Annotated in this window: 15 protein-coding genes; 6 read left to right on the top strand and 9 right to left on the bottom strand. The window is 68.0% G+C overall.

What is annotated here, in order from left to right:
• Positions 1–43: 43 nt before the first annotated feature.
• The 4 genes from P3H15_RS37335 to P3H15_RS37350 form a co-directional block, all read right to left on the bottom strand.
• Complete coding sequence (locus P3H15_RS37335) at positions 44–418, bottom strand: hypothetical protein (protein WP_276141861.1); 375 nt, start codon at positions 416–418, stop codon at positions 44–46.
• Between the two features lie 150 nt (positions 419–568).
• A complete protein-coding gene (locus P3H15_RS37340) occupies positions 569–841 on the bottom strand; it encodes a hypothetical protein (RefSeq protein WP_276141862.1) in 273 nt (90 codons plus the stop codon).
• Between the two features lie 241 nt (positions 842–1,082).
• The gene (locus tag P3H15_RS37345; RefSeq protein ID WP_276141863.1) at positions 1,083–1,883 is read right to left on the bottom strand and encodes an ester cyclase; all 801 of its coding nucleotides are present in this window, start codon (positions 1,881–1,883) and stop codon (positions 1,083–1,085) included.
• 944 nt (positions 1,884–2,827) lie between these two features.
• Complete coding sequence (locus P3H15_RS37350) at positions 2,828–3,376, bottom strand: GNAT family N-acetyltransferase (RefSeq protein WP_276141864.1); 549 nt, start codon at positions 3,374–3,376, stop codon at positions 2,828–2,830.
• 424 nt (positions 3,377–3,800) lie between these two features.
• Between P3H15_RS37350 and P3H15_RS37355 the strand changes: the two genes are divergently transcribed.
• On the top strand, positions 3,801–4,970 hold the full coding sequence (locus P3H15_RS37355) for a hypothetical protein (RefSeq protein ID WP_276141865.1): 1,170 nt from the start codon (positions 3,801–3,803) through the stop codon (positions 4,968–4,970).
• A 41-nt stretch (positions 4,971–5,011) separates the two neighbouring features.
• The gene (locus tag P3H15_RS37360) at positions 5,012–5,236 is read left to right on the top strand and encodes a hypothetical protein (protein ID WP_276141866.1); all 225 of its coding nucleotides are present in this window, start codon (positions 5,012–5,014) and stop codon (positions 5,234–5,236) included.
• Between the two features lie 389 nt (positions 5,237–5,625).
• On the opposite strand, the gene P3H15_RS37365 is transcribed toward P3H15_RS37360, so the two are convergent.
• Positions 5,626–6,000, bottom strand: coding sequence for an alpha/beta hydrolase (locus P3H15_RS37365; protein ID WP_276141867.1), 375 nt, complete (start codon positions 5,998–6,000; stop codon positions 5,626–5,628).
• A 421-nt stretch (positions 6,001–6,421) separates the two neighbouring features.
• Here P3H15_RS37365 and P3H15_RS37370 point away from each other — a divergent pair, with 421 nt between their 5' ends.
• On the top strand, positions 6,422–6,880 hold the full coding sequence (locus P3H15_RS37370) for an SRPBCC family protein (protein ID WP_276141868.1): 459 nt from the start codon (positions 6,422–6,424) through the stop codon (positions 6,878–6,880).
• A 224-nt stretch (positions 6,881–7,104) separates the two neighbouring features.
• Here the strand turns inward: P3H15_RS37370 and P3H15_RS37375 are convergent, their stop codons facing one another.
• Positions 7,105–7,764, bottom strand: a complete 660-nt coding sequence (locus P3H15_RS37375; protein ID WP_276141869.1) for a hemerythrin domain-containing protein — start codon at positions 7,762–7,764, stop codon at positions 7,105–7,107.
• 97 nt (positions 7,765–7,861) lie between these two features.
• On the opposite strand from P3H15_RS37375, the gene P3H15_RS55555 reads away from it, so the two are divergent.
• The 3 genes from P3H15_RS55555 to P3H15_RS37385 all read left to right on the top strand — a co-directional run bounded on the left by P3H15_RS55555 (position 7,862) and on the right by P3H15_RS37385 (position 9,580).
• Complete coding sequence (locus P3H15_RS55555) at positions 7,862–8,116, top strand: hypothetical protein (RefSeq protein ID WP_346348820.1); 255 nt, start codon at positions 7,862–7,864, stop codon at positions 8,114–8,116.
• Positions 8,113–9,051 carry a LuxR C-terminal-related transcriptional regulator gene (locus P3H15_RS37380; protein WP_346348821.1) on the top strand — a complete coding sequence of 313 codons (939 nt, stop codon included), beginning with the start codon at positions 8,113–8,115 and terminating at the stop codon, positions 9,049–9,051. Before P3H15_RS55555 ends, P3H15_RS37380 begins: the two co-directional genes overlap by 4 nt.
• Before the next feature lie 340 nt (positions 9,052–9,391).
• Positions 9,392–9,580, top strand: a complete 189-nt coding sequence (locus P3H15_RS37385) for a hypothetical protein (RefSeq protein ID WP_276141870.1) — start codon at positions 9,392–9,394, stop codon at positions 9,578–9,580.
• 284 nt (positions 9,581–9,864) lie between these two features.
• On the opposite strand, the gene P3H15_RS37390 is transcribed toward P3H15_RS37385, so the two are convergent.
• The 3 genes from P3H15_RS37390 to P3H15_RS37400 are packed head-to-tail and all read right to left on the bottom strand — an operon-like array spanning position 9,865 to position 12,720.
• On the bottom strand, positions 9,865–12,102 hold the full coding sequence (locus tag P3H15_RS37390; protein ID WP_276141871.1) for a bifunctional diguanylate cyclase/phosphodiesterase: 2,238 nt from the start codon (positions 12,100–12,102) through the stop codon (positions 9,865–9,867).
• Positions 12,103–12,130: 28 nt separating this feature from the next.
• On the bottom strand, positions 12,131–12,568 hold the full coding sequence (locus tag P3H15_RS37395) for a hypothetical protein (RefSeq protein WP_276141872.1): 438 nt from the start codon (positions 12,566–12,568) through the stop codon (positions 12,131–12,133).
• Positions 12,535–12,720, bottom strand: a complete 186-nt coding sequence (locus P3H15_RS37400) for a hypothetical protein (RefSeq protein WP_276141873.1) — start codon at positions 12,718–12,720, stop codon at positions 12,535–12,537. The genes P3H15_RS37395 and P3H15_RS37400 overlap by 34 nt, the downstream gene beginning before the upstream one ends.
• Positions 12,721–12,994: the final 274 nt, after the last annotated feature.

Consider the following 12,994-nt stretch of genomic DNA (forward strand, 5'->3'; position numbering starts at 1 on the left):
GCACCGTTCGGTCCGGCGATGGCGTGCAGGACGGGATCGGGGCTCAAGCGTCGGCCGACCCGCCCTCGTGTGCGGGGTGCCGAACGATGTTCCCGTGTTTGTCCAGCTCGACGTAGGAACGGCCGGAGTCGGCGAACTGTTCTGCCAGGTTCAGTCCTTCGCGGCGCTCGGTGATGCGCTCGGTCCATTCGGCGCGGACGACCGCCTGTTCCCGGTCGGTCAGCTCGTCGTAGTCGCGTCGGCCGTCCAGCACGTCGGCGACGTCGCGGTAGGACACGCTGTGAGAGGCCTCCAGCTCGCGGCCGATCCGCGCCCAGTGCGCGATCTGTTGCGCGGCGCTGCGGCTCATCCGTCCACCGACCAGTTTCGCCGATGCGTAGAGCTCGTTGTCGATTCGAGTGGGGGATGTGGCTGCCATGTCGTGCACCTTCCTCTCGACACCACTGTAGCAGTCTGCAACAGCCCAGGTGGGTGTGGTGCCGGAGGTCACGCCCGAAGCGTTTCCGAGCGGGCCTGCTGCGGACATTTTGCTGTTATCGGCGAGTGGATCGGTCGGCACCGGCGGCGGTCATGGGCGTTCTGTCAACCGTGCGGTGTGCCGCTTCGCTACGTCGAGGTCGGCGTCGGCGATTCCGAGGGTGTCCTGGGCGGCGCGGAGGGCGTCGACGGCGCTCTCCAACGTCTCCGGTGCGGTGGTCGGGTCGCCGGGCTCGTTCACGTCGAGCGTGTGCGCGTCGAGGGCTGCGTAGGTGCGCTCGAGGTCGAGGAGGGTCCGGCGCAGGGCGTGCAGCGCATCCCGGATCTGGGTTACCTGCTCGTCGAGGTCGGCGGGGGTGCTCACACGATCACGTCCCGGAGTGCCGCGGCGGCGTTGGTGAGGTGCAGCTGAACGTCGGCCGGGGTGCCGGGCTGCTGGCGTGCGCCGGCTGTCGGTTGGTCGAGGTCGGTCATGCGATCACTCTGTCTGTATGTGAATGACTCGGGCAAGTCGTGCCCACGGCCCGCTCGATACCTCGGTGAGGATCGCGCTCGTGGTGACACGTTCTGTGCTGGGAGGATGACACGTCCCGGTGTGGGGTGGCTCAGGAGCGGGTGAGGCGGGATCTGAGTTTGTGCATGCCGATCATGACTTTCTCTGCGGTGCTTCCGGGTGCGGGGAGCAGGCCCAGTTGCATGGCGATGTCGTTCATGTTGCAGATGATCCTTAGTGTGCCGATTTTGTGGTTGCGGTATTTGTGGATGTCGACGCCGTCGAATTCGATGTGTTTGCCAGTGACGGGGATGCCGGGTGGGTCGATGGGGCCCTGGTGGGTGGTGGCCGTGGCTTGCCACCAGTAGGCGGCGCGGGCGCCGCCACCGGCGATGTGGGGGCTGGCGATCAGCTCGAAGGTCAGATCGGGGTATGCGCGCCAGGTGTGGTCGAGGAATTCGCGTACGTCGGCTTTGCCGCGCATGGTCGTGGGCCAGGCGGAGTTGTGATAGACGATGTCGTCGGTGAGTAGTTCGAGGAGCTGTGCGGGGTCGCGGGCGTTCCAGGTGGTGCCCCAGCGGTCGACGAACTCGTCCGCACATGCGGGGTCGACCTTCTGTGCCGAGGGCTGCTCTTCCACGGTCTCCAGGCTACGGGGGTACGGGTCGGTTCTTCCGGGTGTGATGGGGCTGTGACCTGGTGTGATGGCTTGTCCCCGGTTTGTGATGTGGGGGTACCGACGAGGTGTCGGGGCGACATCATCCTGGCGGGCTCGGGTCGCCAATTGCAGCGCGCAGACGGCGAACACGAATACCCCGACCGGCAGGAGTGCGTTCGCCACGAGCAGGACCATCAGGACGCCGCCGAGCGTGACGGTGGCCAGTGCCGCCGCGGCTGTTGCGGCGAGGGGCATTGTCAGTGCCAGGGCCTCCCACCAGCGCTGCTGGTGCGGGCGCCGGAAAGTTGCCGAGCTGCAGACGCGCCGCGGCCCGGACTCGGGGTCCGGGCGGCGGGTTCGCAGTCCTCTATCGGTCGACGCCGTCGAAGAATCGTGTGGTGGTGTCCTCGCCGCCGGGCCATCCCTTGTCCGTGTCGATCACCGCGCGTTCCTATCACTGAACTGGGCGGATGACACGTCCCGGGGACGTCGGAAGGGCCACGCCCGCAACCCGATACTGTCCACACGACCTCCAGTCAGCTCAGACGATGGGGGAGATGCCGTGATCGGGAATGCCGCAACCACGCCGCGGCCGACACCGCCCCTGATTGTTGGGCCCGGCGCGTAGCGAACCCGTGAGAGTGGCGGCCGCTGTGGCCAGTGGCCCCCTCCGGGGTCGGCCGGTAGTTGCGGTCGAGGCCACAGGGCCCCGGAGCGCGTTCCGGTGTTGTACTCGGCCATCCGCGATGGTGCGCCATCATCCACCGCTGCTGGACATCACTTGCTGCCACCACTGGTCCAGCGGACTGGGATCGGGCCACCGGATGGGGTCATCGGTGAGTTCGGGTGGGTGGCGGGGGTAAGGGTGTTCGTCGGAGTGGTCGGCGTGGACCGCAACATCGGCATCTCGGGCATCGGTGGGCCGGAACACCGGCATGTCAGATCGTCGGCGGGTCTCGCACACTCATCGACGCCCGCTCCGTGCTCGGGCACCACCCCGGCGACTTTCGCGCTCGGTGAACGCGTCCGCCGCGAAGCCGGCGCACATTGGGACGCCGACGGCGGTACCGAATTGGCGGACGGTCGGATGCGGGCGTACCGGTACGGGTTCTGGTCATGGTGGTGTGATGTGGCCGTTAAGACAATTTCCGCCCATGGAAAGGACGATCTGTGACTGTCTTGGGTGGCCTTCGGGAACGTCACCTTCGTGGCCGACTGTCGTGCTCGGTCAGGGTGATGGACATCCGATCCTCCGGGATGGGTGGATGGAACTCGTTGTCCCACTTGGTGATGCCGTCCGAGGTCCATCCGTGCTGGAGGTAGAAGTCGATCGCGCGGATGTTGCCGGACGCCACCCACAGGTAGGCGGCGCGGTATCCGAGTTGTGTCAGCGCACGCTGCGACTGGGTGAGTAGTTGGGCACCGAGTCCGGTACCCCACCGGTCGGGGTGCACGTTGATCGCGTAGAGCTGGCCGACGCCGGTGGGTACGGCATCGTGGGGGCGCCCCACCGCGGAGAATCCGGTTAGCGCGCCGTCCTCGACGACGACGAGCACCCGACTGTCCGGATGGCCGGCTGCGAGGATCTCTCGCCACCGACGTGTCGACGCGTGGTGGGTGAATCCCGCGAGATATGCCGGATCCATGAGAGTGGTGTAGGCCGCGCGCCAGGCGGCGACGTGCACGGCGGCGATCGCGGGAGCATCACTGATACCTGCGGGGCGTATCACGGGACCGGCCGTTTCCACGAGCATCAGCCTATGTCGGCCGGTCGGTGCCCGCAGCATCGCCGTTGCCGGAGGAATGGCGCCGCGAACTCGGCGTGCTCCTCTATGTGGCGCACCGCCTCGCTACTGCTCCGCACCCTCCCCGTGACGGGCCCCCGCGGGGGCCGGTACCCACCGGAGGTGGCGAATCGAGACACCCGGGGCTCGGGTGCGGGCACCCGAGGGTGGTGGCGTCGTGTGCTGGCGGTGACGAGGATGGGCTGTGCCCACTGAGGAATGCCGAGTCACGGGGCGACGGCCGCACGAAGCGAATCATGAACTCTTGTGCAGCGAATCGGCGGCGACACCGATGTGCCGCCGACCGTTCCCGGGGTGCGGGCGGAGGGCGTCGGCTGTCCGCACGCGGTGCGGGTGTGGGCCCGGTCGAGGATCGAGGTGGCATCCGGTGTTGCGAGGGTCGATGACGCTCGGCGCCTCGGCCGCGACTGTTCTGGCGGCTGTGGTGGCGGTGTCCGTCGACTGGCGGGTGGTCGAGGACGCGGTCGGTCCGGTGGAGTTCGGGCTCTTCTTGATGGTCGGTGCGGTATTCGTGGGGGCGGGGCTCGTCGCGGGCTGGCATCGGCCACGGGACAGCCTCGGCTGGCTGCTTGTGGTGGCTGGGGTGCTGTGGCTGACGAAGGGATTTCGGCTCGCGGGCGTTCCCGTGCTCTTCACCGGCGGCGTGCTTCTGACGAACATGTATGTGCCGGTTCTGATTCAGTTGGTCCTCAGTTTTCCCTGGGGGCGGTTGCGTCACCGATGGGAACGACGGTTCGTCGGCGGCTGCTACGTGTATTCCGCAGTGTCGGTGGTGTCTGAGCTGGCGTTCCTCGGCCCGGGCTCGCTCACACCGCCCCGCCCGGCGACGGTGAACCTGCTGCTGGTGCGCGACGATCCGGCGATGTTCCGGGCGCTGCAGGTGGGGTGGGGTGTGGTGGGGGTCGTGATGAGCGTCGTCCTGATCGGTGTTGTGGCCGCCCGGTGGCGGTCGGGCTCGCGGGCGTATCGGGCCGCGGTCGCACCGTTGTGGTTTGCGGTCCTGATCGGCACGGCGGCCACATTCTGGACGCCGCTCGCGTCGGTCTGGGTGCACGGTCCGCAGTACGCGTGGACCCTGCTGCTGCGGTATCCCTCGACCGCGCTGATTCCCCTTGCGGTGTTGGTCGGACTGTGGCGGTACCGGGTCGCCCGAGTGGAGGTGCGCGATTTGATGATCGAGATCGGTGCCGCCCCGGTCGGTGACGGCTTCGTCGAAACCATTCGGCGCGCGCTGCGCGACCCCGGCCTCGACGTGTGGGCGTTCTCGCGCACCCGGGAGGGGTACGTCGACGCACAGGGTCGTCCGCAGGTTCTGCCGCATCGGGACGATCCCCGAGCGGCGACAGCATTGAAACGCGACGGTGTCCTGGTGGGAGCGTTGGTCTACGACAAGGCTGTGGCAGATCAGCCGCGGCTGATCGCGGCCGTCCGCGCCGCGACGGCCCTGGCGCTGGACGATCGTCGACTGCACCGCGAACTCGAGGCGCAACGCGCCGAGGTGCGCCGGTCCCGGTCGGCTGGCCGCAAATCCGTGTAGTGGGCGGGGAGGGCTGGCGGTCAAGAATGCGGGTCTTGGGCGTGTGGTGCACGGATGGGGTCGCGGAGCTCCGGTGGAAGTGGGCGTCCTCCAAGGCGTCCTCGGCCCGGGAGTTCGCGGACTGCCGCTTCGTCATCACCGGTGTCACCGTCGCGGGAGGCTGGTTCGCCTCGGGTCATCTCGGCGGGCTGACCCGAATCGTGGGCTTCGACGTGGTCGACATCGCATTGACCGAGACCGGCAAGTTCTGGGGCCCGAGTGTGTGATCTGCCTTCGCGGGTGGTGGTCTACCTGCTGCTGGCCGAGGGAATGTTCGCCGAGGTGGTTCGGGTTGGTGCCGTGAGGTCCTGACTTCACTTCATGCATAGGAGATTCACAGTCCCAGCTGATGTCCCTCAACCGACCACTACCCGCACTCGCGAAGTCGACGGATGCGACTCACTGACCGGTGCCTGGTGAAATCGGTGGGCCATGACGTCTCCGGGCGCTGAGCAGCGTTTCACGATCGGAGGCCCGCCCTGATCGGTTTCGAACCTGTTCGTCGACAAGCGATCGATTCTCGACGATGTGAAACATGAAGAGGTGTCCGGTCCCGCCGCTAGGCGCGGACAGGCGCACTGGCCGAGGAATTCTGGCGGCTTCTGGCACGTCATGATCAACGGGGAAGCCCTGAGCCGGGGCAATGCCTACTGGTGGCGACGGAGCCGAGCAGGAAGTCGGCGACGGCGTCGTCGACGCAGGGGAGGTGTTGGCTGGCGAATACTCCGTGCGACCAGGTGTCGGTTGAGCTGATCAGCCCGCTTCGCGCCCATTGTTGTTGGCGACGTAGGGCATCGGCGATCGGCGTGACGGGGTCGTGGGTTCCGGCGACCAGGAGAAGGTGCGAGCCCACCTGTGGGCGGGGTGCGGGAGGTGGGTCGGTGTGGTGGTTCATCGGCCAGAAGGCGCACACGTCGGCTTCGAGTCCGGTGGTGATCGGTTGCGGGTCCAGTGCCCGGAGTCGGGCGCGGCCGGCGAAGATCGTGGTCACCGCAGGTGGGTGGGCGGCGTCGGCGCAGACGACGGTGCGGTTGGTGGCCTCGGTGTTTCGGCGGAAGGATGGCCGGCACGTCCCGAAAGTCGGCCGTGACCGGAACGAGCTGAGCTGCAGCGATCCCGATGGCCCCGACCGGAGACGAATCCCGAATCGGGGCGACGAACGGGACACCAGACGACGTGCTCTGGATAGTTATGCGCTGTTTTGGGTTGTCTGTCATTCGACCGTTACTGGCACTGGACTTGCGAGACACCTTTCGTCTACACCGTCTGCCAGCGCTTTGTCGTGCTAACCATCAGTGACAGCGACGCTGGCATGAGAGGACCATTAGACGGACCGGTCTTTATTCTTCTGCCCACGCACCGGGAGCGTGAAGAGGCCGGTCACGGCCCGATCCAGTCACCACCAAAAAGGGATGATCACCATGCCGGTTTCCGAACAGTCCGTCGTCATTGCCCGCCCTGCGTCGGAAGTATGGGACTTTCTCACCGATGCGGCGAACTGGCCGTCGTGGGAGGCGTCGATGGTCGAATGCGAGCAGGTCACCGACGGGGAGCTTGGGGTGGGTACCCGGTGGCGCGGGGTGACCCGAGTCCTCGGTAAGCGGATCGACTGGGAGAGCGAATTCGTCGAGTACCAGCCAGGAAAGGTGGCCACGTCCAAGTCGGTGGACGGGAGCAAGGTCGGTTTCACCGCGACGACGCGGCTCGAGGAGGTCGACGGCGGGACACTGTTCACCTATCGGGTCGACACAGAAAGCGGTCTCGGAGGGGTCTTCGGCAAGCTGGCGGACCCACTCGTCACGAAGGCGTACTCCCGCATGATGCGGGCGAGCCTGGACAACCTCGCCGACCTGCTTACCCCCGACAGCTGACCCGCCAATACAAGCATTGATTGCATTCGAATCGCTTCGCTGGCTCCACCACCGCCGCGATTGATGTGTCTCACGGGATCAGTGCGTCAGAAACGACCGATATCTTCAGTCGGGTGACACGTCCGACTCACGACCTGCGCGTTTGCGTCGTGGACAGTGTGCGTCAGGCAAATCGATGCGGGGATCGATGGGAATTATCGCCTCGACGTCGAGGGGTCACGGCGTCACTCCCACCGCCGCACTCGGAGGTAGCGCGGGTTCCAGCGGTGGCGGTACATCAACCGCAGCGGCGGGGGCAGCATGTCGAGAAGAACACGGACCCGTTCCTCCGAGGCGCCCTCGAGTAAATATGGTGCCGCGTCGGCCTTCTCCCGGTACGTCAGGTCGTGCATCGCGTCCTTGGAGATGCGCTGCCATTCCTTGGCCGTGATCGTCTCCCGGATCAGCGGCACGGCCTCGCGTTCTTCGTGGGCGAGGTGCGAGTGCAGGACGCCCAGGAGATGGTCGACTCGGTCGGCGAGCCGTTCGTGTCCGTGATCGGGATCGTCGAACGCCGTCTGCACCTGTGCCAACGCCGGGTCGAGGAGCGCATGCTCGGCCTCCATCGCATCGAGCACGGCCACGGCATCCGGATTTCCGGCAAGCTTGCGGCGCATCAGCGGCCAGATGTAGGTGTCCTCGATCGTGTGATGGTGGTGCAGTCCGTGTCTGAACCCGTGCCAGCCGACGAGCAGGGCGGCGTGGGTCGCCGGGTCCTCGCTGCCGTATCGCTGTGCCGCGCGAGCGAGGCGCGCCGCGCCCCGACGGAACGCGTCGTGCACAATGCCCATGATCTCGATGTCGGTGTCGGACATCATGGTGGTCTTCGTGGTCTTCGTCGTCATGGCGGTCACCTCGGCTTCCTTCGCATTCGTCGCTATTCGAGCGTGGACCGGATGCCGCAGGTACTCAATCCCAGATTGGAGGGGGATACTTCTGACCATGACCCCGGCACGAGCCGACCCGGCGCTGCGTTCGCGGGTCCGTGATGCGGCGTCAGGAGCGGTCGACAACGCCGAGTTCCGGAACGTCGTCCTGGGCGCAATCCGTGACCGTGTCTGGTTCGACGGCGCCTGCCTGTGCCCGGTCGATCCGGCGCTACCCGTGCCGACAGCGGTGACTGCCATCGGCTTCGACGACGCCCCCAGGGCGGCCCAGCTAGCGCTCGAACTCGACTTCGATCCACACCCAATGTGAACAGTTTCCAATCGTTGCTGCGGCGACCACTCGGGATCAGGACGATCGCTGAGGCCACCGGGGGCAAGGTTCGTGACAGCCGACCGTACGCCGAGCTTCTCGCACCGCTCGGAATGCGCGACGAGGTCCGCATGGCGCTGCGCGGGCGGGACGGCACGTGCTGGGGAGTGTGCGACCTGCTGCGGGGGCGGGGACCGGGCTTCAACGACGACGAGGTCGAACTCCTGGCCGGTGTCCTCCGGGACATCGGCGACGGCATGCGCGCGACACTGCTCCGGCAGGCACCGCGAGTGCTGCCCGCGGTCTCGGGCGGACCGGCCGTGGCGATCGTCGGCGCGGACAACCAGTTCGAGTCGGTGACCCCTGCGGTACTGGACCGTTTCGAGCGCCTCGGCTGGTCGCCCGACGGGCCCGGTCGAGTGTCGCCCGCGATCGCCGCGGCCCTTCGGCTGCGCAACTCGGGCGCGGACTGCATCGTCCTGCGCACACGCTCACCCGACGGCGAATGGGTCGTGGTAAGGGCCGGCCGCCTCGACGGCCGGGGCCCGGCGGCGCGGGTCGTGGTGACCCTCGAACGGGCCCAGCTTCCGGAGATCGTGTCGCTCGTGGCGGCCGCGCGCGGGCTCACCCCCCGCGAGACCGCCGTGCTGGAGCAGGTTCTCGCAGGGAGAACGTGCGAGGAGATCGGCCGGCGGCTGTACATCAGTCCCTACACCGTCCAGGACCATCTCAAGAGCATCTTCGCCAAGACCGGCGTCAACAGCCGCAGAAGTCTGGTCGCGCAGCTGGTCTACACCGAGTACCTGCCGCGCGTCGGCTCGGAGGTCGGACCCGACGGGTGGTTCGCCGGCAGCCGAGCGGAGGCGGCCAGGGGTCACTCCCGGATGAGCTTCCGCGAAACCGAGGGAAGCCACAGGGCACGCGAAGTCGGATGACCGGCTTCGCGTGGTCACAACCGATTCGCTTCCGGGACATCCGCCGAGCAGCCTTCGACACCGACAGCCGATGCGCGGCCCGGCACACCCAAATCCGGCCGGTGTCTCACCTGTGGGCGTCTCAGTAACGGCCGTTTCCTGGCGCACTGATCCGTGACCCACATCAATTCGAATGCAAACAAGGTTGGTATTGCCTGCATTGCAGGTGTGAATCCTCTTGGGGCCGTGCGCGGGCAGATCATCTCGGCATGGCAGGGTCGGATGTCTCGAGCAAGTCTTAGTCGAGGCTGCCTATATCCGCAAGGTTCGGACCGCGTCGGGGGCGACGGCGGTCCAGATCGTGGCCAAGAACGGCGGGCGGCGCACGATTCTCGAACATCTCGGCTCGGCCAACACCGACAGCGAGTTGGCCGCGTTGATGCAGGTCACCCGCGACAAACTCGACGAGGGTCAGGAGGAACTCGACCTGGGGCTGGATGCGCTCGCCGAGAAGACCCGCACCACGAAACCGCGAGGAGACCGACGTTGACCGATGACGACGACCGGCGTGCCATCACCGCGGCCATGCAGCGATTTGTTCGCGGGAACACCGCTGCGGTCGTCCGGCAAGCTGGACATCGTCACCCTCGCGCAAGAAGCCGGGGTGAAGCGAAACAAACTGACCCACAAGCACACCGACCTCAAAGATCTCTTCTACGTACAGCGACGAACCCGCCACGGAATACCCGACAACGAGGTCAAGCTCCGCGAGCAGATCGCCACCCTGCAGAAGTCGAACCAGTCGCTGCGAGACGAACGGGGACCGCTACCGTGTCAGTGGGCTGGTGGAGGTGCCGAGTTCGGTCCGTCGCCGCCGGCCCGGTGGTCTGCCTGCTGTGCGGTGATGGCGGGGGCGGGTTCGGCGAGGTAGGAGCCTTGGGCGAGGTCGCAGCCGCAGGCGTGGAGGGTGTCGAGTTGGGTCTGGGTTTGTACTCCGTTGCCGATGACGGTGGCGCCGTAGGCGCGGGCGATGGTGACGAAGGCGGTGACGACGGACTCGGGGCGTGGCCCGGGGAGGGCGGTGATGTAGGATCTGTCGATCTTGAGGGAGTCGAAGATCGGGTAGCGGATGAGATATCCGAGTGGGCCGTGTCCGGTGCCGAGGTGATCGAGCAGCAGCACTACTCCTAACTCGTGCAGCGCGGTCAGGGTGTCGACGGTGCGGGCGGTCACCGATGCCGATGCGGTCTCGCTGATCTCGAGGCCCAGGCGGTGTGCGGGCAGCCCGGTGTCGGCGAGGATGTCGGCGATCTGGTCGGCGAACAGGGGGTCGCGCAGTTGCACGGTGCTGACATTGACGTGGACGCGGACGTCGGTCCCGGGGTGCGTCGGCCAGGCGGCGGCCTGCCGGCAGGCGGTGCGCAGCCCCCAGGTGCCGAGAGGGCCGATCAGGCCGGTGCGTTCGGCGACGGCGACGAATTCGGTGCGACTGATGTTCCCGAGGGTGGGGTGCGCCCACCGGACCAGGGCCTCGACGGCGACGACGGCGCGGTTCCTCAGGTCGACGATCGGCTGGTAGAGCAGGGTCAGCTGGTTGCGGTCGAGTGCGGTGCGCAGGTCGGTGGACATTCGCAGCACCCGGTCGGCGTCGTAGCTCCCGCTCTCGTCCGGGTGGTAGACCGCGTGACCGCCGGCGCCGGCGCTCTTGGCCCGGTACATCGCCAGGTCGGCCCGCCGGATCAGCTCTTCGGTGGTGCAGGTGGGGTCGGAGACGGCGATGCCGATGCTGGCGCGCAGCGGCACCGGGGTTCCGTTGGAGTGGTCCGGGGTGCGTAGCGCGGTGGTGATCCGGGTAGCGAGGTCGACCGCGGTGTCTGCGGTGCCGATGTCCTCGCAGACGATGACGAATTCGTCGCCGCCGAGGCGGGCGACGGTGTCGGCGGGGCGGACCGCCCGGACCAGTCGCTCCGCCAGCCGGATCAGCGCTGCGTCGCCGTGGGCGTGGCCGAGGCTGTCGTTGACGACCTTGAAGTCGTCGACATCGACCAGCAGCAGAGCGAGCGGGGTGCGATCGCGGTGGGCGGTGTGGAGGGCGGCGGTGATCCGCCGGTACGCGGCGGTGCGGTTCGGCAGCCCGGTGAGCGGGTCGCGGTTGCTCTGCTGCCGCACCCGGGTTTCGGTGTCGATCCGGCCGATCGCGGCAGACAGCACGGCGGCGACCGCCCGCAGGAACGCGATGTCGCGGTCCGTGTAGTCGCGGGGGTGGGCGCTGTGCACGGTGAGCACGCCCCACGGGGTTCCGTCGCTGATCGGCACGCTGATGCCGCTGCGCAGCCCGCGGCCGGCCATCGTGGTGGTGGCGAACCGGGTTTCGTGCTCCCGGTTCGGGCAGACCACCACGTCACCGGTGGCCAGGGCGTATCCCGGTTGGGTTGCCGGCCCGGCGGCGAAGCTGTGCGGGGTCGGGGGTTGTCCGCGGTAGGCGACGATGTCGAGCGCGTCGCCGGTGTCGGTGAGCCGGGCGATCGAGGCGCACTGTACCCCGATGAGGGTGGCGGCCGCACCGGCGGCGGCGGGCAGCAGGGTGTCGAGGTCGGCGTCGACGGCGAGCTGACCGAGCTCGGCCAGGGCGTGTTGTTCGCGGGCCCGGTGCGCGGTCTCATCGAGTGCCTTCCGGAATCGGCGATCCTGGGTTCGGCGACCTCGGCGGTCGCGGGCGATGATGGCGATCACCGCCGGGCCGGCCTGCCCGGTGCGCACGGTGAAGGTGGAGACGGACACCGGGATCGGCGCCCCGGTGCCGAAGTGCCGCAGCTCGCTGATCCCTTCCCAGTGCCCGTCGCGGGTCAGGGCGGCCTCCACTACGGGGGTCTGGGCCAGCCCTGCGTCGGTGAGGAATTCGGCGGTGGTCCGGGCGCGGGCGTCCGTGTCGTCGCGCAGGCCCACCAACTGGATTCCCGCCGGGTTGAGAGACAGGATGCGTCCGGAGGCGAAGTCCGACACCATCACGAGGTCCGTGGCCCGCTCGAACACCGACCGCCACAGGTCGGGGCCCTGCGACTCGAACACCATTGCACCCTCTCCCCGTTGCCCGAGCTGCTCATCGGACCGGTGGTTCCGGTCCGGGGACCGAGGGTCGGGTCGTCGGATGCGACCGTGCGTCTCCACCGGCGGCGGCGGGTGTCGTCGCCACGATCGACAGATCCGTGACGAGCCCCAGGAAGGCGCGTGCATAGGGGGAGTCGGCGGTGGTGTCGGTGACGGCCGACCAGTCGACCCGTTCGCCCAGGGCCCGGGCGAGCTGCACCATCGGCACGAAGTCGCACCGGTGCGTGCCGAGTTCGTGAAGTTTGTCGGTCATCAGATCGGTGGCAGTGATCACCGGGGCCGCGGCGCTCCCGATCTGCATCGGTGAGGCCCGGTCCAGCAGACGCTCGGTGACCGCGACGGAGTTCGGGCGCCCGAACACCAGCTCGACCGGGGTGTCGCCGGCATAGACCGTGTTCAGCCGGTCCTCGCGTCGCCCGGCGGGCCGCATCCGGCGGTGGCCAAGGCCTCGGCTGCGCACGGCGCATCGCCTGGTGTGAGGACGATGGGCACGTCCTGCTCGGCGGGTGGCCCGCCGAGCAGGTGGGCGGCGCAGTCGCCGGCCACGGCGAACCGGATCCCCTTGGCCGAGAGGAGCTTCACCACCCGCACCAGGGATTGCTGTAGCTCCTCCTCCCTGGCATCCGTCGCCCGGGGGGGCGGGGAACTCGCTCGACCGCGGGGGATCCCGATGGGGTTGCTGTTCGGTGACCATGGAGCGGGCGTACCCAATCCCGATGCGATAAACCCTCCCCCTCCCAGCACGAGCCGCAGGCGTCGCACCGACGGCGGAGGCTCGCTCGACGGAAGGGGTGGTGAACGTCCCCGGGGGCTGACACCGGGAAGTCACGGGGCATGCCCCAGACAGGGGTTCGGC

It is taken from the genome of Rhodococcus sp. T2V, from assembly GCF_029269925.1.
Taxonomy (GTDB): Bacteria; Actinomycetota; Actinomycetes; order Mycobacteriales; family Mycobacteriaceae; genus Rhodococcus_F; species Rhodococcus_F koreensis.

Bases quoted from the DNA above. Each gene is read 5' to 3' on its own strand.
- P3H15_RS55555 (WP_346348820.1), top strand. From the start codon at position 7,862: ATGACCCCGGCACGAGCCGACCCGGCGCTGCGTTCGCGGGTCCGTGAT.
- P3H15_RS37395 (WP_276141872.1), bottom strand. From the start codon at position 12,568: ATGCGGCCCGCCGGGCGACGCGAGGACCGGCTGAACACGGTCTATGCC.
- P3H15_RS37375 (WP_276141869.1), bottom strand. From the start codon at position 7,764: ATGACGACGAAGACCACGAAGACCACCATGATGTCCGACACCGACATC.
- P3H15_RS37390 (WP_276141871.1), bottom strand. From the start codon at position 12,102: ATGGTGTTCGAGTCGCAGGGCCCCGACCTGTGGCGGTCGGTGTTCGAG.
- P3H15_RS37370 (WP_276141868.1), top strand. From the start codon at position 6,422: ATGATCACCATGCCGGTTTCCGAACAGTCCGTCGTCATTGCCCGCCCT.
- P3H15_RS37345 (WP_276141863.1), bottom strand. From the start codon at position 1,883: ATGCCCCTCGCCGCAACAGCCGCGGCGGCACTGGCCACCGTCACGCTC.
- P3H15_RS37335 (WP_276141861.1), bottom strand. From the start codon at position 418: ATGGCAGCCACATCCCCCACTCGAATCGACAACGAGCTCTACGCATCG.